Annotated in this window: 18 protein-coding genes; 11 read left to right on the forward strand and 7 right to left on the reverse strand. The window is 62.8% G+C overall.

The genetic code is table 11. The features are described from left to right. Positions 1 to 102: 102 nt before the first annotated feature. Positions 103 to 2,172, reverse strand: a complete 2,070-nt coding sequence (parE, locus tag AC1DM5_RS02340; RefSeq protein WP_477974527.1) for a DNA topoisomerase IV subunit B — start codon at positions 2,170 to 2,172, stop codon at positions 103 to 105. A 205-nt stretch (positions 2,173 to 2,377) separates the two neighbouring features. Here parE and AC1DM5_RS02345 point away from each other — a divergent pair, with 205 nt between their 5' ends. From AC1DM5_RS02345 to AC1DM5_RS02360, 4 genes are all read left to right on the forward strand, one after another. Continuing rightward, the gene (locus AC1DM5_RS02345; RefSeq protein WP_477819521.1) at positions 2,378 to 3,262 is read left to right on the forward strand and encodes an alpha/beta hydrolase; all 885 of its coding nucleotides are present in this window, start codon (positions 2,378 to 2,380) and stop codon (positions 3,260 to 3,262) included. A gap of 127 nt (positions 3,263 to 3,389) precedes the next feature. Continuing rightward, entirely contained in the window at positions 3,390 to 4,160 is a 771-nt protein-coding gene (tpiA, locus tag AC1DM5_RS02350) for a triose-phosphate isomerase (RefSeq protein ID WP_477819522.1), read from the forward strand. 108 nt (positions 4,161 to 4,268) lie between these two features. After that, entirely contained in the window at positions 4,269 to 4,790 is a 522-nt protein-coding gene (secG, locus tag AC1DM5_RS02355) for a preprotein translocase subunit SecG (protein ID WP_477819523.1), read from the forward strand. A 143-nt stretch (positions 4,791 to 4,933) separates the two neighbouring features. Then, positions 4,934 to 6,562 (forward strand): CTP synthase, encoded by a 1,629-nt coding sequence (locus AC1DM5_RS02360; protein ID WP_477819524.1) that lies wholly within the window; start codon positions 4,934 to 4,936, stop codon positions 6,560 to 6,562. A 46-nt stretch (positions 6,563 to 6,608) separates the two neighbouring features. On the opposite strand, the gene AC1DM5_RS02365 is transcribed toward AC1DM5_RS02360, so the two are convergent. Continuing rightward, positions 6,609 to 7,697 (reverse strand): citrate synthase/methylcitrate synthase, encoded by a 1,089-nt coding sequence (locus AC1DM5_RS02365; protein WP_477819525.1) that lies wholly within the window; start codon positions 7,695 to 7,697, stop codon positions 6,609 to 6,611. Positions 7,698 to 7,781: 84 nt separating this feature from the next. Here AC1DM5_RS02365 and AC1DM5_RS02370 point away from each other — a divergent pair, with 84 nt between their 5' ends. The 4 genes from AC1DM5_RS02370 to AC1DM5_RS02385 all read left to right on the forward strand — a co-directional run bounded on the left by AC1DM5_RS02370 (position 7,782) and on the right by AC1DM5_RS02385 (position 13,493). Continuing rightward, the gene (locus AC1DM5_RS02370) at positions 7,782 to 8,921 is read left to right on the forward strand and encodes a citrate synthase (protein WP_477819526.1); all 1,140 of its coding nucleotides are present in this window, start codon (positions 7,782 to 7,784) and stop codon (positions 8,919 to 8,921) included. A gap of 137 nt (positions 8,922 to 9,058) precedes the next feature. Further along, positions 9,059 to 9,577, forward strand: coding sequence for a FecR domain-containing protein (locus tag AC1DM5_RS02375; RefSeq protein ID WP_477819549.1), 519 nt, complete (start codon positions 9,059 to 9,061; stop codon positions 9,575 to 9,577). An 8-nt stretch (positions 9,578 to 9,585) separates the two neighbouring features. Then, the gene (locus tag AC1DM5_RS02380; RefSeq protein WP_477819527.1) at positions 9,586 to 11,442 is read left to right on the forward strand and encodes a CHASE2 domain-containing protein; all 1,857 of its coding nucleotides are present in this window, start codon (positions 9,586 to 9,588) and stop codon (positions 11,440 to 11,442) included. Between the two features lie 98 nt (positions 11,443 to 11,540). Then, positions 11,541 to 13,493, forward strand: coding sequence for a DEAD/DEAH box helicase (locus tag AC1DM5_RS02385; protein ID WP_477974529.1), 1,953 nt, complete (start codon positions 11,541 to 11,543; stop codon positions 13,491 to 13,493). A 53-nt stretch (positions 13,494 to 13,546) separates the two neighbouring features. Here AC1DM5_RS02385 and AC1DM5_RS02390 read toward each other — a convergent pair whose 3' ends face one another. After that, the gene (locus tag AC1DM5_RS02390) at positions 13,547 to 14,329 is read right to left on the reverse strand and encodes an alpha/beta fold hydrolase (RefSeq protein WP_477819529.1); all 783 of its coding nucleotides are present in this window, start codon (positions 14,327 to 14,329) and stop codon (positions 13,547 to 13,549) included. A 167-nt stretch (positions 14,330 to 14,496) separates the two neighbouring features. On the opposite strand from AC1DM5_RS02390, the gene AC1DM5_RS02395 reads away from it, so the two are divergent. From AC1DM5_RS02395 to AC1DM5_RS02405, 3 genes are all read left to right on the forward strand, one after another. After that, the gene (locus AC1DM5_RS02395) at positions 14,497 to 15,159 is read left to right on the forward strand and encodes a class I SAM-dependent methyltransferase (RefSeq protein ID WP_477819530.1); all 663 of its coding nucleotides are present in this window, start codon (positions 14,497 to 14,499) and stop codon (positions 15,157 to 15,159) included. A 98-nt stretch (positions 15,160 to 15,257) separates the two neighbouring features. Beyond that, entirely contained in the window at positions 15,258 to 15,710 is a 453-nt protein-coding gene (locus AC1DM5_RS02400; RefSeq protein WP_477819531.1) for a MarR family winged helix-turn-helix transcriptional regulator, read from the forward strand. Then, entirely contained in the window at positions 15,707 to 16,948 is a 1,242-nt protein-coding gene (locus AC1DM5_RS02405; protein ID WP_477819532.1) for a multidrug effflux MFS transporter, read from the forward strand. The genes AC1DM5_RS02400 and AC1DM5_RS02405 overlap by 4 nt, the downstream gene beginning before the upstream one ends. Here AC1DM5_RS02405 and AC1DM5_RS02410 read toward each other — a convergent pair. Genes AC1DM5_RS02410 through trpD form a run of 4 tightly spaced genes read right to left on the reverse strand, consistent with a single transcriptional unit; the run spans position 16,917 to position 20,474 of the window. Beyond that, complete coding sequence (locus AC1DM5_RS02410; protein WP_477819533.1) at positions 16,917 to 18,140, reverse strand: molybdopterin molybdotransferase MoeA; 1,224 nt, start codon at positions 18,138 to 18,140, stop codon at positions 16,917 to 16,919. The two genes, AC1DM5_RS02405 and AC1DM5_RS02410, sit on opposite strands and share 32 nt — an antisense overlap. Further along, entirely contained in the window at positions 18,137 to 18,634 is a 498-nt protein-coding gene (gene moaC, locus AC1DM5_RS02415) for a cyclic pyranopterin monophosphate synthase MoaC (protein WP_477819534.1), read from the reverse strand. Before moaC ends, AC1DM5_RS02410 begins: the two co-directional genes overlap by 4 nt. 1 nt (position 18,635) lies before the next feature. Then, entirely contained in the window at positions 18,636 to 19,448 is an 813-nt protein-coding gene (trpC, locus tag AC1DM5_RS02420; protein ID WP_477819535.1) for an indole-3-glycerol phosphate synthase TrpC, read from the reverse strand. 9 nt (positions 19,449 to 19,457) lie between these two features. Then, positions 19,458 to 20,474, reverse strand: coding sequence for an anthranilate phosphoribosyltransferase (trpD, locus tag AC1DM5_RS02425; RefSeq protein ID WP_477819536.1), 1,017 nt, complete (start codon positions 20,472 to 20,474; stop codon positions 19,458 to 19,460). Between the last annotated feature and the right edge of the window lies 1 nt (position 20,475).

The raw sequence follows: 20,475 nt of genomic DNA on the forward strand, positions 1-20,475 counted from the left end.
TGCGGAAACCTTGCTTAAGGTCGCAGCACCGGCCGTTCTATTGCGCCGGTAATTTGACGGACTTGTAACGGTTCTTCGTCAGTTCGATGAATTCGCTACAACTTAAATATCCAGATCCTCTGCGAAAGCCGCGCGCTCCTGTATGAAGCGGAAACGGGCTTCGGCCTTGGTTCCCATCAGGTCGTCGACGGCGTTGCGCGTGCCCTCGAAATCCACCTCGTCGATCAGCACCCGCAGAAGCGTGCGCTTGGACGGATCCATGGTGGTTTCCTTGAGCTGCGCGGGCAGCATTTCGCCGAGACCTTTGAAGCGGCTGATCTCGATCTTGGCCTTGCCCTTGAATTCCGTCTCCATCAGCTCGGCGCGATGCTCGTCGTCGCGGGCGTAAGCGGACTTCGCCCCCTGTGTGATCTTGTAGAGCGGCGGCACGGCCAGGAAGAGGTGACCGCCGCGCACCAGCTCCGGCATCTCCTGATAGAAGAAGGTAATCAGCAGCGAGGCGATATGGGCGCCGTCGACGTCGGCATCGGYCATGACGATGATGCGTTCGTAGCGAAGATCCTCTTCGCGATATTTCGAGCGTGTGCCGCAGCCAAGCGCCTGGACGAGATCGGAGATCTGCTGGTTGGCCGACAGCTTCTCTCGGCCGGCGCTGGCGACGTTGAGGATCTTGCCGCGCAGCGGCAGGATCGCCTGATTGGCGCGGTTGCGCGCCTGCTTGGCGGAACCGCCTGCCGAGTCACCCTCGACCAGGAAGAGTTCGGCGCCTTCCGCGGTATTCTGCGAGCAATCGGCGAGTTTGCCGGGCAGGCGCAGCTTGCGCACTGCTGTCTTGCGGTTGACTTCCTTCTCCTTGCGGCGGCGCAGGCGCTCTTCGGCGCGCTCGATCACCCAGTCGAGAAGCTTCTCGGCCTCGTTCGGATTGTCGGCGAGATAATGGTCGAAGGGGTCGCGCAGCGCATTTTCGACAAGGCGCTGGGCTTCGACGCTCGCTAGTCGATCCTTGGTCTGGCCGACGAATTCCGGCTCGCGGATGAAGACCGAGAGCATGCCCACGGCCGAGATCATCACGTCATCGGTGGTGATCTGTGCGGCACGCTTGTTCTGCGTCAGCTCGGCATAGCTCTTAAGGCCCTTGGTCATCGCAATGCGAAGACCGGCCTCATGCGTGCCGCCTTCGGGCGTCGGGATGGTGTTGCAGTAGGAATGGACTTGCGGATCGCCGCCATACCAGGTGATCGCCCATTCCAGCGCGCCGTGGCCGGCTACCTTCTCGGTCTTGCCGGCGAAGATCTCGCGGGTGACCGTGAATTCCTTGCCCATCGTTGCCTGCAGGTAATCCTTGAGGCCGCCGGGGAAGTGGAAGACGGCCTTGTCGGGCAGATCCGATCCCTCAGGCAGCACTCCCGGCTCGCAGCTCCAGCGGATCTCGACGCCGCCGAAGAGATAGGCCTTGGAGCGGGCCATGCGGAACACACGCGCCGCATCGAACTTCGCATGATCACCGAAAATCTGCGGGTCGGGATGAAAGCGAACCTTGGTGCCGCGACGGTTGTGCACATCGCCCAGCTCTTCGAGCCCGCCCTGCGGCACCCCGCGCGAGAAGCGCTGGCGATAGAGCTTGCGGTTACGGGCGACCTCGACTTCGAGATGATCCGACAGAGCGTTGACGACAGAGACGCCGACACCGTGCAGACCGCCCGAGGTCTCGTAGGCCTTGCCGTCGAATTTACCGCCGGCATGCAGCTTGGTCATGATGACTTCGAGCGTCGATTTGCCGGGAACCTGCGGATGGTTCTCTACTGGAATGCCGCGGCCGTTGTCGGTGACCGTCAGATAGCCCTGGGTATCCAGATGGACATCGATGAAATCGGCATGGCCGGCCACCGCTTCGTCCATCGAGTTGTCGATGACTTCGGCGAAGAGGTGGTGCAGCGCCTTTTCGTCGGTGCCGCCGATATACATGCCGGGGCGCATGCGAACCGGTTCCAGGCCTTCCAGAACGCGGATCGAGGATGCACCGTAATCATCGCCGTTCGACGTCGCCGGGGCGGGGCGAGGGGCTGCCGGTGCCGCTGCAGCGGGCCGTTCGGCTGGCGCGGCAGGCTTTGCAGCCTCCTCCTGCTTCTGTGACAGGGGCATTCCGGAAAAGAGGTCGTTGCTGTCTTCCATGGAACCGTTCAGATCTTCATTCTCGTGAAGGGCCGCCGCTGGCCCACAATAGTCACAGTCCGCATCGCGTTTGCGAATCAGGGGAATTCTGACAGAAAGCGCCCCGATACGCGACGCGCCCCGGATTTGCGGAGCTTTTCAAGATGTGATTTGCGTTGCTGGACGCCGAATGGCAAGTCGCGGCAGCTCTCTGGGAACCATCTGCATGCCGATGTCCACAAGTCATTGCACCATAATCACTGCAATTGCGGCCTTTTTCCTGTCCGCGGCCATCACGACCGCCGCGGCCGATGCGTTGCCGCCCTACAAGGACGATCTGTTTTCAACGCAGAAAGTGCTGCAGACGGGCGATGACGGCGCCTTCGATGTGATCGATTACGATGAGATGCGCGACATCAACGGGCGCGACCAGATCCCGCAAAAGCGGGTGCAGCAGAAATATGTCTCGCTCGGCGTGAAGAAGCTGCAGGCAGATGAAACGCTGTCACTCGACGGCGTCAGGCTCGATGTCACCAGGGTGGGACCGGCTCAGAATGCCGCCTTCACGGTCATCTTCATCCACGGCCGCGACGGCGACCGGCGGCTCGGCGCCAACGATTATTCGTTCGGCGGCAATTTCAACCGGCTGAAGAACCTTACGGCCGGCAATGGCGGCGTCTATTATTCGCCGACTGTCAGGACCTTCGACGCCAATGGCGTTGCAGCCATTGCCGGGCTGATCCGCTATGCAAGCGCCCAATCGCCCGGCCGGCCGGTCATCCTGAGCTGCGCCTCCATGGGCAGCCAGATCTGCTGGGGCATCACGCGCGATGCCGAAAGCGTCAAGCGGCTGAAGGGCATGCTGATCATGAGCGGGGTCTCTGACCCGGATTTTGCAAAGAGCCCGTTCTACAAGGCAAAGCTGCCGCTGTGGTTTGCCCATGGCAGCCGCGATCCCGTCTATGCGGCAACCGAGCAGCAGGCGCTGTTCGAGAAGCTCGACAAGGCGAAGTACCCGACGCATTTCACGCTCTTCCAGAACGGCAATCATGGCACGCCGATCCGCATGATCGACTGGCGAAAGGTGTTGAACTGGATTCTGGCGTCCTGAACGGGCGGATTTCACGCCGCGCAGAGCTTTCAAACGATCATATTCCCCCAACGTTACGCGTGGCGCTTTCCTTTACCGCAAGCTTTTGCTAAGGCCGCCCGATATGCGGATTTTTGGGAGGAGCAGCATGACACCTGACGTACGCCCGCTCGTGGCGGGGAACTGGAAGATGAACGGCACGCGTGCCTCATTGGACCAGATCAAGGCGATTGCCCAAGGCGTCAGCTCCCCCTTGTCGGAAAAAGTCGAAGCCCTGATCTGCCCGCCGGCCACGCTGCTTTACGTGGCGACGGCGCTCGCCACCGACAGCCCGCTCGCGATCGGCGGCCAGGACTGCCATCAGGCGCAATCCGGGGCGCATACAGGCGACATTTCGGCTGAAATGATTGCCGATTGCTTCGGCACCTATGTGATCGCCGGCCATTCGGAACGGCGCATTGACCATGCCGAAACCGATCATATGGTGCGAGCCAAGGCTCAGGCCGCCTATCAGTCCGATCTGACCGCGATCGTCTGCGTCGGCGAGACCGGCGACGAGCGCGACGCCTATCAGACGCTCGATATCCTGAAGCGCCAGCTTTCCGGCTCGCTGCCGGAGGAAGCAACGGCAGAGAACACCGTCATTGCCTATGAGCCCGTCTGGGCGATCGGCACGGGACTGACGCCGACGGCCAAGGATGTGGAAATCGTCCATGCCTTCATCCGCGACGAACTCGTTCTGCGCTTCGGCGATGAGGGCAGGGGCATGCGCATTCTCTATGGCGGTTCGGTCAAGCCCGCAAATGCCCGCGAGCTGCTCGCCGTCGACAATGTCGATGGTGCGCTGATCGGCGGGGCGAGCTTGAAAGCCACCGACTTCCTCGCCATCTACGGCACTTACGAAGCGCTGCTTGCCTGAAGCGATTGCATATTCCTGGCCGAAGGGCTTGGAATAGCTGAAGACCTCATGTAAAGAGCCGCCAGATTTTTACTTTATGTCCGTCCTCAGACGGGCAGGACTGGACCCATGCAGACCGTATTGATTGTCATCCATCTCATGATCGTGCTCGCGCTTGTCGGCGTCGTGCTCATCCAGCGCTCCGAAGGCGGTGGCCTCGGCATCGGCGGCGGATCGGGCTTCATGTCGGCCCGCGGCACAGCGAATGCGCTGACCCGCACGACGGCGATCCTTGCGGCGCTGTTCTTCATCACCTCGCTCGGCCTCGGCATCCTGACCCGCTACGAAAGCCGTCCGACGGATATTCTGAACCGTATTCCGGCAACGAGCGGGCAGGGCAACGGCATTCTCGATTCGCTCGGCGGCGCCAATGCACCGGCAGCGGCTCCGGCTCAGCCGGCTGACAATAGCGGCATTCCGAACGGCGGCGCTACCACTCTGGCACCGGCTGCCCCTGCAGCTTCGGCACCAGCAACCCCGGCTCCGGCTGCGAGCGCCCCTGCGGCGACGGCTCCGACGGCTCCGGCTCAGCCTGAGGCTCCGGCCGCTAACGCGCCGGCACAGCCTTCCGGCGTCCCCACGGGACAATAAGCCGGTCCAGAAAATAAACCGCCGGCAGGCCCTCGGGTCTGCCGGTTTTCTTTTGTTCAGATTCCTGCGCCACGCACCAAAAGTTCTGGAAAAGAATTTTTGGGCTGGTGGAATCGTTTTTGAAAAGGTATCCGGTGACTCCCATGGCGCGATACGTATTCATCACTGGCGGCGTGGTTTCTTCCCTCGGAAAAGGAATTGCGGCCGCGGCTCTCGGAGCGTTGTTGCAGGCCCGTGGTTATCGGGTCCGGCTTCGCAAACTTGACCCCTATCTGAACGTGGATCCGGGCACCATGAGCCCGACCCAGCACGGCGAAGTCTTCGTCACCGACGACGGCGCGGAAACCGACCTCGATCTTGGCCACTACGAGCGCTTTACCGGCCGCTCGGCGACCAAGACCGACAACATCACCACCGGCCGCATCTACAAGAACATCATCGACAAGGAACGTCGCGGCGACTATCTCGGCGCGACCGTTCAGGTCATTCCGCACGTCACCAACGAGATCAAGGATTTCGTCATCGAGGGCAATGACGACTACGATTTCGTCATCTGCGAGATCGGCGGCACGGTCGGTGATATCGAGGCGATGCCCTTCATGGAAGCGATCCGTCAGCTCGGCAACGATCTGCCGCGCGGTACAGCTGTTTACGTTCACCTGACGCTGATGCCCTATATTCCGGCAGCCGGCGAGCTGAAGACCAAGCCGACGCAGCATTCCGTCAAGGAGCTGCAGGCGCTCGGCATTCATCCCGACATCCTGCTCGTGCGCGCCGACCGGGAAATCCCGGAAGCCGAACGCCGCAAGCTGTCGCTGTTTTGCAACGTGCGTCCCTCCGCCGTCATCCAGGCGCTCGACGTCGCCAATATTTACGACGTGCCGATGGCCTATCACAAGGAAGGCCTGGACGACGAAGTGCTCGCGGCCTTCGGCATCGAGCCGGCTCCGAAGCCGCGCCTCGACCAGTGGGAAGAGGTCTGCAACCGTATCCGCACACCGGAAGGCGAAGTAACGATCGCAATCGTCGGCAAGTATACCGGCCTCAAGGATGCCTATAAGTCGCTGATCGAAGCGCTGCATCACGGCGGCATCGCCAATCGCGTCAAGGTCAAGCTCGAATGGATCGAGTCGGAAGTCTTCGAAAAGGAAGATCCGGCGCCCTACCTCGAAAAGGTCCACGGCATCCTGGTGCCCGGCGGCTTCGGCGAGCGCGGTTCGGAAGGCAAGATCCATGCAGCGCGTTTTGCCCGCGAGCGCAAGGTGCCGTATTTCGGCATCTGCTTCGGCATGCAGATGGCCGTCATCGAGGCTGCCCGCAACCTCGCCGATGTCCCGAACGCTTCCTCGACCGAATTCGGACCGACGCCGGAGCCGGTCGTTGGTCTGATGACCGAGTGGGTTAAGGGCAACGAGCTGCAGAAGCGTAACGCTGCCGGCGATCTCGGCGGCACGATGCGCCTCGGCGCCTACAAGGCGTCCCTGAAGAAGGGCACCAAGATTTCGGATATCTACGGCTCGACCGATATTTCCGAGCGTCACCGCCACCGATATGAAGTCAATATCGACTACAAGGACCGGCTGGAAAATTGCGGCCTGGTCTTCTCCGGCATGTCGCCGGATGGCGTGTTGCCGGAGACGATCGAATATCCTGACCATCCCTGGTTCATCGGCGTTCAGTACCATCCGGAACTGAAGTCCCGCCCGCTTGATCCGCATCCGCTGTTTGCAAGCTTCATCGAAGCTGCGACGGAACAGAGCCGGTTGGTTTAAAATTCGGCCGCTCCCTCTGAAACGAGGGAGCGGCTTTTTCTTTTCGTCACGCCGCTTCCGGCAACGGTCCGACATAGACAGAGCGCGGGCGGATGAGACGGCCTTCCAGCGCCTGCTCACGGGCATGGGCAATCCAGCCGACGGTGCGGCCGATCGCGAAGACGCCGGTGAAGGCCTCGCGCGGGAAGCCGAGGCTTTCCAAGAGCAGCGCGGTATAGAATTCCACATTCACATCCAGCGGCCGGTCCGGCTTGCGTTCCTTCAGGATCGCGAGGGCTGCCTGTTCCACTGCTTCAGCAAGCGCAATTCTGATGGCATTGACCTGGCCTGCGGCAACGAGCGGCTTCAGCGCATTTTTCAGGGCATCGGCACGGGGGTCGCGCACGCGATAGACGCGGTGGCCGAAGCCCATCAGCCGCTCACCGCGATCGAGCGCTGAGCGCAGCCAGGGGCCGGCATTGGCCTCGCTTCCGATCCCATCGAGCATATCGAGCACCGGCCCCGGCGCGCCGCCATGCAGCGGTCCCTTCAGCGCGCTGATCGCCGCCAGCACCGAGGAGGTGAGGCCGGCGCGGGTGGAGGCGATGACACGCGATGCGAAGGTCGAGGCGTTCAGGCCGTGATCCGAGATCGTCACGAGATAGGTGTCGAGGGCTGCGGTCTGCTCGGCGCTCGGCACCGCGCCTGAGAGCATGCGCAGGATGTCCGTCGACTGTGAGAGGCCCGCATCGGGCTTTAGCGGCTTTTCGCCTCGCTGCAGGCGCAGAACCGCCGGCAGGAAGACGGCGGGTGCGGCAAGCAGACGGAGCACGGTATCTATATCCTCGCCGTCAGGTAGGCGGGCAACAAGAGCACGCATAGCATCGACCGGCGGCAGCTTCAGCAGGCGAGTATCGGCAGTCTTGACTTCGGCGAAAACTTCCATGCGCGCCTGGCCGAGCCGGCGGCGCAATTCGCTTGCGTCGAGATGCGGCTCGATCAGGCCGTCCAGCAGCAGGGCGGCGACATCCTCATAGGTGCTGCTTCCTGCCAGATGATCCAGCGATACGCCGCGGATGATCAGTCGGCCGGCTTCGCCGTCGACATCCGAGAGCTGGGTTTCAGCGGCGATGACATCTTCCAAACCATTTTTCATAGGTCTTTCTCCTTTACCGGATGAAAGATCGGCTCTAGTTTAGTTGACGTCAATCTTGACGTAATTGATCAATGTGAGGCTGACATGAGCTGGCTGACAGCGGAGGAAGCGCTAGCAGAACTCGGCACCAAGCCGCAGACACTTTATGCCAATGTCAGCCGCGGGCGGATCCGCGCCAAGGCCGACCCCGCCGATCCACGCCGCAGCCTCTATCAGGAAAGCGATGTCACGCGGCTTGCCGAGCGGCATGCCGGCCGACGCAAGAGCGAGACGGTCGCCGCCGAAGCGATCAGCTGGGGCGATCCGGTACTGACATCGTCAATCTCGACCATCGCCGCAGGACGATTGCTCTATCGGGGGCAGGATGCAGCGGAGCTTTCAGCCTATGCGACGCTGGAGGAGACGGCGCTGATACTGTGGAATGCAGAGAGTTTTGCCTGCGTACCGGCCTCTGCCCTGGAGCCGGCGTCGCCTTCCATTCGAGCCGTGCTGCTGGCGCTGGCGGGACGGGTGAGCGCCGATCTGCCGTCTCTCGGACGTGCACGCGCTGCCTTGCAGATGGAAGCATGCAGCGTGCTTTCAACCGTCGCCGATGCGCTGGCGCCGGGATCGACGGATCATCCGCTGCATCACCGTCTTGCTGCATGCTGGGGCAGGCCGGAGGCTGCCGATTGCCTCAGGCGGGCGCTTGTCATGCTCGCCGATCATGAGCTCAATGCCTCTACTTTCGCCGTCCGCGTCACGGTTTCGACGGGGGCAGCACTTTCTGCCGCCGTGCTCTCGGGTCTCGCGACGCTGACCGGACCATTGCATGGTTCGGCATGGCGAAGCGTCGATGCCCTTGCCAAGGCAGCATCCGGCGTTGGGGCGGAGCATGCGATCCGCCACCTGCTGCTACGGGGAGGTAAGCCTGTCGCCTTCGGGCACCCGCTTTACCCCGATGGCGATGTGCGGGCGGGCGTGCTGCTCTCCTCTTTCGACGTGCCGCCGGTCTTTCGCGATGTGCAGCTGGCCGGCGAAGAAATGGTGGGCGAGAAGGTTAATGTCGATTTCGCGCTTACCGCCATGACCGCAGCCTTCGACCTGCCTGAGGAGGCACCAATCATCATCTTCGCGCTGGCGCGCACGGCCGGCTGGCTGGCGCATGCGATGGAGCAGATCGAAAGCGGCCATCTGATCCGCCCGCGTGCCCGCTATATCGGGCCTTCGCCAGCCGACGCATGAGTTGGGCGACGCGTGCTCTGAATGGCTTGCGCAATTTCACGTTTTTGCATAGGGAAACCGGCGAATTCAGCTAGTATGGGCTGGCCGGCGCATTCGCGAATGTACCGGCGAGTCACGAGGGGCGGATCATGAAAGCCATGTCAGCAATCTCCCGCAGCCTGTTTTCCGCTGTGCTGATCATCAGCCTGCTGCCTGATGGCGCAGCTTATGCCCAGTCTGCCGGCTGCGTGATTTCGCGTGCGGCAAACGGCAACCAGATTTTCCGTTGTCCTGGTGGCGTCAACATCACCGCTGAGCGTGGCGCATCCTTCAAGCTCACCGACCGCAATCGCGACGGCAGCCCGGATTCGCTTGCATTGCGCAGCAAGGCTGCTCTCGTCGACGTCGACAGCAGCCAGCACCGCGGCGGCTTCCAGGTGGTGACGCCGCAGGCGATCGCAGCCGTCCGCGGTACGCAATGGGCCGTCGATGTCAAAGGCGGCACGACCTCCGTACTGGTCACCCGCGGGCGCGTCGGCGTGCGGCGTCCGGCAGGTGCAGCCGTCGTGCTTGGACCGGGCGAGGGTGTGGACGTAACGCGCGGAACCGCTGCGCTCACCGTCCGCACGTGGCCGGCGCCCCGCGTCGCGGCCCTTCTTTCACGCCTCGGTCAATAAGTCGTCTCATGAACCGTCGGCTTCAGACTGTGATCGCGCTGCTGCTCGCCGGTCTGTGGGGAGCGGTGCTCGGCTATTTCCATCTGCAGTCGGACTCCGGCCTCATGGAGCGCATGGAGGCCACGCTAGCCGATCTGCGCAGCACGATCGTCGGCGTCCGCGCGCCACCCGATATCGTTTCCATTATCGCGATCGATGACCGTACTGCCGCAGCACATGGCTATCCGCTCAAACGGGAGAGGCTTGCGCAGCTCGTCACGTCCATCGGAGCGTTGAAACCAGGGGCCTTGGCTCTCGATATATTGCTTGTCGATCCCGACACGGAGGAGGGGGATGCGGCACTTGCAGCGGCTATTAAGGCGACGCCCAGCATCATCGCCGGCGCTGCGACCTTTCCGCAAAGTCTCCAATCGGTGACAGCGAATGCGGAGGATCCGCTTGCCGCGATCCCCGAAGCGCAGCAGCTTCTGCTACCGCAGCCTCGCTTCGCAGAGGCAGCGGCGCTCGGCATCGTCAATGTGGCGACGGACCAGAGCGGTGTACCGCGATTCATTCCGCTGTTTTCTCGCGCCGCCGACCGGCTGGATGCAGCCTTTCCGTTGCGCGTCGCCTCAGTTGCGCTCGGCGCCGAACCATTGATCGAAAAGGATGGCATCCGCCTTGGCGCCCGCCGCATTCCAACGGACACGGGCCAGCGCCTGCCGCTGACCTTCTATGGTCCTGCAGGCAGCATTCGCACCTTCAGCGCTGCCGACGCGCTCGAAGGCAAGCTGCCGGCGGATGCCATTACCGGCAAGGTGGTGGTGATCGGTGCGACCGTGACCGGCGGCGGCGATGTCTTTCCGACACCGTTCGATCCCATCCTGCCGGGCGTCGAAGTGATGTCGACGGCGATCACGCATCTGATAGCAGGCGACGGCATGGTGCGTGACAGCAGGACACGGCAGGCGGATGCCGGCATCGCGACGGCCTTGCCTATTCTTCTGGTCGCACTGATTGCATGGCGCCGCAGCGCCCTCGGCTTCGTGATCATCGGCCTGACGGTCATTGTCTGGGCGATGCTTAACCTTGCTGCCTTCGCGAACGGCTATTGGCTGAGTGCTGCATTGCCGATTGCCGCCGCCCTCCCACCCGCAGTTATTTTCGGGGCCGCAGAACTCTGGCGCGACCGAAGCCGTGCGCGGCACTTCGCCGACCAGTCCGAGCGGCTGCAGCGCATCGAAGCGCCAGGCCTCGGGGAATGGCTCGCGCGCGACCCGGCCTTCCTGGCCGAGCCGGTGCGGCAGAATGCCTCCGTCGTCTTCATCGATCTATCGGGCTTCACCGGCCTCAGCGAAGCGGTCGGACCAGCAGCAGTGAGGGAGATCCTCAGCAGCTTCTTCGAACTGATCGACGAGGAGGTGCGGCTGCTTGGCGGGGCGATCACCAGCTTCATGGGCGATGGAGCGATGATCCTTTTCGGGCTGCCGGAACCAACAGCGGACGATGCAGCCCGGGCAGCAGCCTGCGCCGTGCGGCTTGCCGACCGTACTCGCAGCTTCCTTGCAGGCCATCCGGAGCTTCGCCGCAGGAAGATAGGCTTCAAGCTCGGCGCCCATTGCGGCCCGATCGTCGCCTCACGGCTCGGCAGCGGCGATCGGCAGCAGATCACCGCGACAGGCGATACCGTCAATGTCGCGCAGCGGCTCATGGAGGTGGCAGCAAGCCGCGGCGCAGAGCTTGCACTCAGCGCCAACCTGCTCAACGCTGCGGGTCCGGAGGCCGTTCCATCGCAGGCTGGACAGTTGACCGGACCGTTCGAGACGAGGATTCGCGGACGCTCCGGCAGCATCGCCATCTACACATGGCGTGGCGAGACACTTTGACATTCGCAGCCGGAGCGAGTAGGAACGGCCCAACTCTTCGGCCGGACGATTCCGGCTACGACGCGTTATGCGTCTGACAGCTCCGAAAGATCGAACACATGACTGACTATAACGGCGTCTCTCCGGCGATCGCCAAGGCGTTGCAGAAGCGCGGCTATACCGAGCTCACCCCTGTCCAGAAGGCGATGCTCGATCCGGCGCTCGCAGCATCGGACGCACTCGTCTCCGCACAAACCGGCTCGGGCAAGACCGTCGCATTCGGGCTAGCACTCTCACCAACGCTTCTGGGAAGCGCAGAGCGGTTTGGCCCCGCCGCCGCTCCGGTTGCCCTCGTGATCGCGCCGACGCGCGAACTGGCGCTGCAGGTGAAGCGCGAGTTGGAATGGCTTTATGAAATGACCGGCGCCGTGATTGTCAGTTGCGTCGGCGGCATGGATATCCGCAGCGAGCGCCGCGCGCTGGAGCGTGGCGCCCATATCGTCGTCGGCACACCGGGACGCCTCTGCGACCACATCCGCCGCAATGCGCTGGATATGAGTGAGCTGAAGGCAGCAGTGCTGGACGAGGCGGACGAGATGCTCGATCTCGGCTTCCGCGAAGATCTGGAATTCATCCTTGACGCGGCACCGGACGAGCGGCGTACGCTGATGTTTTCCGCCACCGTTCCCGCAGCCATCGCCAAGCTGGCGAAGAGCTATCAGCGCGATGCCGTGCGCATCAGCACGCAGGCGGAAGAAAAGCAGCATATCGACATCGAGTATCGCGCGCTTGCCGTCTCGCCGAGCGACCGCGAAAACGCGATCATCAACGTTCTGCGTTATTATGAGGCGCGCAATGCGATCGTTTTCTGTTCGACGCGTGCTGCCGTCAATCATCTCACGGCACGGTTCCACAACCGCAATTTCCACGTCGTGGCGCTCTCAGGCGAACTGACGCAGAACGAACGCAGCCATGCCCTGCAGGCAATGCGTGACGGGCGGGCTCGCGTCTGCATCGCAACCGATGTTGCGGCACGCGGCATCGACCTGCCAGGCCTCGACCTCGTCGTTCATGCCGATCTTCCGACCAATCCGGAAACGCTGCTTCACCGCAGCGGCCGTACGGGCCGTGCGGGTCGCAAAGGTGTCAGCGCTCTGATCGTGCCGCTCAACGTTCGCCGCAAGGCCGAACGCCTGCTCGACAATGCCGGCATCGCCGCCACCTGGGCACGGCCGCCTTCCGTGGAAGAAGTGACGGAGCGTGACGACGAGCGGCTATTGGCCGACCCGATCTTCGCCGACAAGCCGCAGGAAGAAGAGCAGGGGTTGGTGCAGAAGCTCATCGCCAGCCATGGCGCCGAGACGCTTGCCGCCGCTTTCGTGCGTCTTTACCGCGCCAACCAGTCGGCGCCGGAAGACCTGATCGAAGTTTCGGTGCAGGACGATCGCGCCCGCAAGCGCCGCGACAATGGCGAGACGCGCGAATTCGCGCCGGCGCAGAAAGGCCCCCGCGATGATTTCGGCCCCAGCGTCTGGTTCTCGGTCTCCGTCGGTCGCAAGCAGAATGCCGAGCCGCGCTGGCTGATCCCGATGCTCTGCCGCGCCGGCAACGTGACCAAGCGGGAGATCGGCGCGATCAAGATGCAGCCGGATGAGACCTTCGTGGAAATCGCCGCTGACAGCGCTGAGAGCTTTCTCGGCGCCCTCGGCCCGAACAAGACGATGGAGCGCGGCATCCGTGTGGTGAAGCTGAGCGGTACGCCCGATTTCAGCAAGCAGGCCAAGCCCGCCTACGCCAAGAAGCCGTTCGAAGACCGCGGCGAAGATCGTTTCCGCAGCGACAAGCCGAAGGGCAAGTTCGGGACGGACAGGCCCGCCGGCGCCGGGCGTCAGGACGACAAGCCCTGGACGAAGAAAGGCCCGAAGCCGAAATTCGAAGGCGCCAAATTCGAGGGCGGCAAGAACAGGTCCGAAGGTGCAAAATTCGACGGTCCCAAGTTCGATGGCCCCAAGTTCGATGGCCCCAAGTTCGATGGTGGCAAGGGCAAATTCACCAAGAAGAAAGACCGCTGAGGCGGTCGCCGGCCGCACCAGTAAGGTGATGCGGCCGGCAGGCTGCAGCGGTGTCAGATCTTGTCGCTTTGACCGGCTGCCGCGAGGATGAGATTGGCGACAGCGACCGGCTGTGAGATCAGCGAAACGTGGCTGGCGTCGAGTTCGATCGTCGTTGCGTTCATACGCTTTGCCATGAAGCGTTCGAGATCCGGATTGATGGTGCGGTCATTTTTCGAGACCGCGTACCAGGACGGCTTGGAGCGCCAGGCAGCGACCGTCGTCTTGGCGTTGAACAGCGTATCGGAAATGCGGCCCTGCACGGCATAAAGTGCCTTGGCGCGAGCAACCGGCAGATCGCCGGCGAAATCCTTGACGAAAGCTTCTTCACTCAACTGGGCATAACCGCCGTCGTGAACGAGGCCTGCACTTGCAGGCGGCGTCGGATACTGCTTGGCGAGCGCGGTGTAATCCTCGCCGGCGTCAGGGGCGCGGGCAGCGATATAGACGAGCGCAGTTACTTTGGGATCAACGCCGGCCTCGGTGACGAGCATGCCGGAATAGGAATGGCCGACGAGTACGGTCGGGCCGTCCATCAGCGCCAGGATGCGCTTGGTCGCCTCGACGTCATCGGCAAATGAGGTGAGGGGGTTCTGCACGGCCATCACATTCAGGCCGGCAGCCTGGAGATGAGGGATAACATCCAGCCAGCAGGATGCATCGGCATAGGCGCCATGGACGAGAACGACATTCTTCGCCTTGACGATATCGGCGGCCCGGCCGGCGGCCGGAAACATGCTGAGTGCGGCCCCTGCAACGAGCGCGGCCGAGAATGAGCGTCTGGTGATCGGTTGCATAACGTGTCCTCCGGCTTGTAGGAAATCTGGGGCGATGCCCCCTTCGGGATCGCTGGAGAAAAGTTAGCCCGAGACGTGGGCTTCCATAACTATACAAAGGTCCAGCGAGGTATTATGCCATCCAACGGGGCCTGATAGCCTGTCACGACGAGGGCAAACGATACCAGATGCGACCGGCTTCAGCAGATGATCGTCTCGACCTGACGGCCTTCATCAAGGCGAACCTGCCGCTTGCGAGTGTTCCTTCCATCCCTGACGTAAGATTGCATATGGCGACTCCGAGGAGCGGCCTCTATCGCCTTGCAATGGCTGACGATTCCGATCTGATGCCGCCTTACTGGGCCTATCCCTGGGCGGGCGGCGCAGTGCTTGCGCGCTATCTTTTCGACCATTCCGAAGAGGTGGCCGGCAAACGTGTCGTCGACCTCGGCACCGGCTCCGGCCTCGTCGCCATCGCAGCGATGAAATGCAGTGCAGCCCATGTGCTCGCCATCGATATCGATGCGAAAGCGATCGCTGCGGCGCAGCTGAATGCCAATGCCAATGATGTCGTGATCGAGACGCGACTCGGCGACATCATCGAGGATGCCCCGCCTGTCGCCGACATAATCCTGGCCGGCGATATCTTCTATGATGAGGCCTTGGTGGAGCGTGTTCTGCCTTTCCTTGAACGCTGCCGCACGGCTGGTCTCGATGTGCTCATCGGCGATCCGGGCAGGGCGTCTCTTCCCATGAACTCCCTGCTGCAGATTGCGGACTATGCCGTGCCGGATTTTGGCGGAGCTAAGGGCAACTCGACCGCCAATAGCGCGGTTTTCCGACTAAGGTGAAACGAGGCGAATGCCTCTCATCAGGCTATGTGGCGACACTTTGTGTCTTGCACCAAAATAGATGACATGTCATCTATTGCTATCTCATCGATATTCCCATGACCGACGACAAGATCACAACCTCATTCGGAAGCCTCATCTCCCAGACCGCGCGCTACTGGCGCCGGGTCGCGAACCTGCGCCTGCAGCCCTTCGGACTGACGGAGGCGACATGGCTGCCGCTGCTGCGCATCGCCCGTTCACCGACAGCAATGCACCAGAAAGAACTGGCCGCCTCGCTCTCGCTCGACAACTCCTCGGTCGTGCGCCTGATCGACAATCTGGAGAAGGCGGGGTTGGTCGAGCGGCGGGAAGGCGAGGACAGGCGGGCCAAGGAGATTCTGCTGACGGAGGAGGGCAGGAAGACCGTGGAGGAGGTAGAGCGCGTGGCGCAAGGTATCCGCGAGGAGGCGCTTGCTCTTCTCCCGCGCGAGGACATCGAAACCACATGGCGCGTGCTCGATCACATCAGCCACGTGCTTGCCCGACAGCTCGAGGAGCCTGAACAGTGAATTCGCATCCCGGCCCGATAACCGAAGCCCGACCGCTTGGTGTGAAGTTTCACATACCGATCTGGCTGCTCGGGTTGATCACCTTCAGCGGCACGCTTGCCATGCATATTTTCGTGCCCGCTTTGCCGGTAGCGGCAACCGATCTCGGCGCATCGATCGGCGAGATGCAACTGACCGTCAGCCTCTACATATTCGGCCTTGCCGTCGGCCAGCTCATCTACGGGCCACTTTCGGACCGCTATGGCCGCCGGCCAGTGCTGATGAGCGGGCTTGTGCTCTATACGATTGCCGGCGTTGCGGCGCTGGTTTCACCCGGCGTGCATGCGCTGATCGCAGCAAGGCTCTTTCAGGCTTTCGGCGGCTGCGCCGGTCTCGTGATTGCACGCGCTATCGTGCGCGACACGTCCAGTCCCGATGAAACGGCCAAGCGGCTTGCGATCATGAACCTGATGGTCACGGTCGGGCCGGGGCTTGCACCTGTTGTCGGCGGCGCGCTTGCCGCCACGCTTGGCTGGCGCTCGATCTTCGTGGCGCTCTGTATCCTCGGCATCGTCAACCTCCTGCTGACATGGCGCAAGGTACCGGAGACCGGCACGCGCAATGTCGAAACCTCGGTGAAATCGCTGAGCCGCGATTATCTCGGCCTGCTCGCGTCGCGTTCCTTCGTCGGCTACGCCATCGGCGGCGGCTGTGCGACGACCTCCATGTATGCTTTCACGGCGTCTGCGCCCTTCATCGTCATCAACGAGCTCGGCCGTCCGGCAACCGAAGTTGGCATTTGTCTCGCTCTGCTGATCTTCGGCTACTGGATCGGCAGCATGATCGCCACACGGCTGATCGGCCGGTTCGCGATGAAGCGGCTGATGGTGATGGCCAACCTCGTCAGCATCGCGGCCGCGCTCGTCTTCTTCGGCTTTGCCGCTACCCACCATCTGACGCTGCTGCCGATGATGGCCTCGATCATGGTCTATACGATCGGCGCGGGTGTAGCTTCGCCCAACGCGCTGACGCTCGCCGTCAGCGTCAATCCAAAGGTCACCGGTTCGGCTTCCGGCCTTTATGGCTTCACGCAGATGGCTGTTGGAGCCGTCTGCAGCGCACTTTCCGGCATCGGCGGCGATCCCGGCCTTGCGGCTGCTACCGTCATTCTAGGCGCAAGCGTGCTGGCGCAGCTCTGCTTCTGGATTGCGGTAACTTCAGGAAATATCAGGCGAGGAGATCTGGCCGCAGAAGCATGACCGGGCAGGTGGTTCCTGCCGGCAATTCCGGCGCATGCGGCGGGCGGATGATGAGGCAGTCCGAATGGGCGAAAGCCTTCATCATCGACGAATCCTGCTTGTCGAAGGGTTCGACCAACCATCCGCCGGCAGCCGATTTCGAGAGCTTCGCGCGCACATAATCCTGCCGGTGATCATTGGCGCGCAGCGTCACGGCGGCTTCCACCGTTATCTCGCGACGGACCGGCGGCAGGGAGGCAAGCTTGCGGATCAGGGGCTCAAGGAAAAGCAGCGAGCAGACGAGGCTTGAGACCGGATTGCCGGGCAGGCCGAGCACCTGCGTCTTGCCGAAGCTGCCGACCATCAGCGGCTTGCCGGGGCGCATGGCGATGCGCCAGAAATCGAGCTCCATACCGGCTTCGATCAACGTGGCCTGCACCAGATCGTGGTCGCCGACGGAAGCGCCGCCGAGCGTGACGATGACATCGACTTTGGCGTTGCGTGCCTTGTCGATCGCCGCGGTGATCTGAGCCTTGTCGTCAGGCACGATGCCGAGGTCGAGCACATCTGCGCCGGCCCTGCGGGCAAGAGCTGTGATGCCAAAAGTATTGGATGCGATGATCTGCGACGGGCCTGGCGTGCTTCCGGGCGGCAGGAGCTCATCGCCGGTCGCGAGGATCGCCATCAGTGGGCGGCGCAACACCTCGACATCAGGCCGGTTCATGCCGGCAGCGACCGTCAGCCGCGAGAAATCGAGCACCGTGCCGGCGGAGAGCACGACCTCACCCTCGACGAAATCCTGACCGCGGGGGCGAACATGCTGGTTCTGCCGTACAGGACAATTCGTTCTGATCCCGCCCTCGATCTTCTCCGCATCCTCCTGCAGCAGGACGCTATCGGCACCCGAAGGAACAGGCGCGCCGGTGAAGATGCGAACGGCCTCCCCCTGACCGACACTTCCCTCGAAGCCGTGTCCGGCAGACGATGTACCGATGACCTTCAGCACCGCGCCGGGCTCGGGCGCATCCTCGCGGCGCAGCGCATAACCATCCATCGCGGAGGAATTGAAGGGCGGCTGGGTCAGGCCGGCCGTCAGATCAATGGCAAGGACGCGGCCTTCGGCCTCGGCAAGCGGCAGGGTTTCGGATGCCGTGACGGGCGTAGCGCTCGACAGTAGGCGGCTCAGGGCCTCGGCGACCGGCAGAAGGTTCATCTTGCCTCCGGATGGCGGAAATCGCCGGATTTGCCGCCGGATTTTTCCAGCAGCCTGATGCCGCCGATTTCCATTGCCTTGTCTGCGGCCTTGGCCATGTCGTAGATCGTAAGACACGCGACCGAGACGGCGGTCAGCGCCTCCATCTCCACACCGGTCTTGCCGGTGAGTTTTGCGGTCGCGGTGACGCGCAGGCCGGGCAGGGCGGCGTCTTCCACGATCTCGACCGTGACCTTGGTCAGCATCAGCGGATGGCAGAGCGGAATGAGATCGGCTGTCCGCTTGGCGGCCATGATGCCGGCAAGGCGAGCAGTGCCGATCACATCGCCCTTTTTCGCATTACCTTCGCGGATCAGCGCCAATGTTTCCGCCGCCATCTTCACATGACCCTCGGCGGTGGCGATGCGCACCGTTTCGGCCTTGTCCGAGACATCGACCATATGCGCCTCGCCGGACGCGCCGATATGGGTGAGGCCGGGTTTTGCGCCGCTCATGTCATTCGGCCGCGACGGCGGCTTCACCAAACAGCAGCGCGCGGGTGGCGGCCGTCACGTCGTCCTTGCGCATCAGGCTTTCGCCGACGAGGAAAGTATTGATGTCGACGGCTTGCAGGCGCTTGCAATCCTCATGGGTGAAGATGCCGCTCTCGCCGACCAGAAGCCGGTCATCCGGAACCATGGCAGCCAGCGTTTCGCTCACCGTAAGACTGACTTCGAAGGTGCGCAGGTTGCGATTGTTGATACCGACGAGCGGCGAAGACAGCTTCAGAGCACGTTCCATTTCCTCGATATCGTGAACCTCGACGAGCACATCCATACCAAGCAAGAAGGCCTCGTCCTGCAGGCGCTGCGCGTCGTCATCCGTCAGCGAGGCCATAATGAGCAGGATGCAATCAGCACCCCAGGCGCGGGCTTCGTGGACCTGATAGGTCTCGAACATGAAATCCTTGCGCAGCGCGGGCAGGGCACAGGCGGCACGCGCGGCCGTCAGGAATTCCGGGGCGCCCTGGAAGCTCGGCGTGTCGGTGAGAACCGAAAGGCAGGCGGCGCCACCGGCTTCATAGGCCTTGGCGAGCGCCGGCGGATCGAAATCCGGACGGATCAGGCCCTTGGACGGGCTTGCTTTCTTGATTTCGGCGATCAGGCCGAACTGGCCGGCATCGCGCTTGGCAATGAGCGCCTTGTGGAAACCACGCGGCGCGGACTGGCCGGCCTGCATGGCCCTCAGATCCGCAAGCGAGGTCTTCGCCTTCGCGGCAGCGATTTCCTCACGCTTATAGGCTTCGATCTTCTTCAGGATATCGGTCATGGGGCAATCCTAGTCGATATCGTTGGATACGGCGATCAGTTTGTCGAGCGCTGCGGCCGTGGCGCCGCTATCCAGCGATTCCGTGGCGAGCTTCATGCCGTCACGGATCGTCCCGGCCTTGCCTGCGATGACGAGTGAGGCGGCGGCATTGGCGAGCGCGATATCGCGATAGGCATTCTTTGCGCCACCGAGCACATCGCGGAGTGCCGCCGCGTTGACGGTACCGTCGCCGCCCTTGATATCGGCCAGCACGCAGGGCGTTACGCCGAAATCATCAGGTGAAAGCTCGAAAGTGCGGATCTGGCCGTTCTCGAGCGCAGCAACGCTGGTCTTACCGGTCGTGGTGATCTCATCGAGGCCGTCGCCGTGGACAACCCAGACACTTTCGGAGCCGAGATCGCGCATGACTTCGGCGAGCGGCACGACCCATTGCGGCGAGAAGACGCCGAGAAGCTGGCGCTTGACGCCGGCCGGATTGGAGAGGGGGCCGAGCAGATTGAAGATGGTGCGCGTACCGAGTTCGACGCGTGTGGGGCCGACATGGCGCATGGCCGAATGATGCTGCTGCGCGAACATGAAGCCGACGCCGGCCTCGGCGATGCAGCGCGAGATCATTTCGGGGGTGACTTCGAGATTGACGCCGAGGGCGGCAAGACTGTCTGCCGCACCGGATTTCGAACTCAGCGCGCGGTTGCCATGCTTGGCAACCGGAACACCGGCGCCGGCGACGATGAGCGCCGCCAGCGTCGAGATGTTATAGGTGCCACTGGCATCGCCGCCCGTGCCGACGATATCGATCGCGTCGGCGGGCGCTTCCACCCGCAGCATCTTGGAGCGCATCGTGGTGACGGCGCCGACGATCTCGTCAACCGTCTCGCCGCGGACGCGGAGCGCCATCAGGAAGCCTCCGATCTGCGAAGGCGTTGCCTGGCCGGACATCAGGATATCGAAGGCCTGGCGGGCCTCGTCACGGGTCAGTGGCTCGCGGCTTGCTGCCTTGGCCAGAAGCGGCTTCAGATCGGTCATG

The sequence above is a fragment of the Rhizobium sp. 01T437 genome (assembly GCF_056398505.1).

Coding starts and splice junctions, on each gene's coding strand:
- AC1DM5_RS02345 (WP_477819521.1), top strand. CDS start 2,378: ATGCCGATGTCCACAAGTCATTGCACCATAATCACTGCAATTGCGGCC.
- tpiA (WP_477819522.1), top strand. CDS start 3,390: ATGACACCTGACGTACGCCCGCTCGTGGCGGGGAACTGGAAGATGAAC.
- secG (WP_477819523.1), top strand. CDS start 4,269: ATGCAGACCGTATTGATTGTCATCCATCTCATGATCGTGCTCGCGCTT.
- AC1DM5_RS02360 (WP_477819524.1), top strand. CDS start 4,934: ATGGCGCGATACGTATTCATCACTGGCGGCGTGGTTTCTTCCCTCGGA.
- AC1DM5_RS02365 (WP_477819525.1), bottom strand. CDS start 7,697: ATGAAAAATGGTTTGGAAGATGTCATCGCCGCTGAAACCCAGCTCTCG.
- AC1DM5_RS02370 (WP_477819526.1), top strand. CDS start 7,782: ATGAGCTGGCTGACAGCGGAGGAAGCGCTAGCAGAACTCGGCACCAAG.
- AC1DM5_RS02375 (WP_477819549.1), top strand. CDS start 9,059: ATGTCAGCAATCTCCCGCAGCCTGTTTTCCGCTGTGCTGATCATCAGC.
- AC1DM5_RS02380 (WP_477819527.1), top strand. CDS start 9,586: ATGAACCGTCGGCTTCAGACTGTGATCGCGCTGCTGCTCGCCGGTCTG.
- AC1DM5_RS02385 (WP_477974529.1), top strand. CDS start 11,541: ATGACTGACTATAACGGCGTCTCTCCGGCGATCGCCAAGGCGTTGCAG.
- AC1DM5_RS02390 (WP_477819529.1), bottom strand. CDS start 14,329: ATGCAACCGATCACCAGACGCTCATTCTCGGCCGCGCTCGTTGCAGGG.
- AC1DM5_RS02395 (WP_477819530.1), top strand. CDS start 14,497: ATGCGACCGGCTTCAGCAGATGATCGTCTCGACCTGACGGCCTTCATC.
- AC1DM5_RS02400 (WP_477819531.1), top strand. CDS start 15,258: ATGACCGACGACAAGATCACAACCTCATTCGGAAGCCTCATCTCCCAG.
- AC1DM5_RS02410 (WP_477819533.1), bottom strand. CDS start 18,140: ATGAACCTTCTGCCGGTCGCCGAGGCCCTGAGCCGCCTACTGTCGAGC.
- moaC (WP_477819534.1), bottom strand. CDS start 18,634: ATGAGCGGCGCAAAACCCGGCCTCACCCATATCGGCGCGTCCGGCGAG.
- trpC (WP_477819535.1), bottom strand. CDS start 19,448: ATGACCGATATCCTGAAGAAGATCGAAGCCTATAAGCGTGAGGAAATC.
- trpD (WP_477819536.1), bottom strand. CDS start 20,474: ATGACCGATCTGAAGCCGCTTCTGGCCAAGGCAGCAAGCCGCGAGCCA.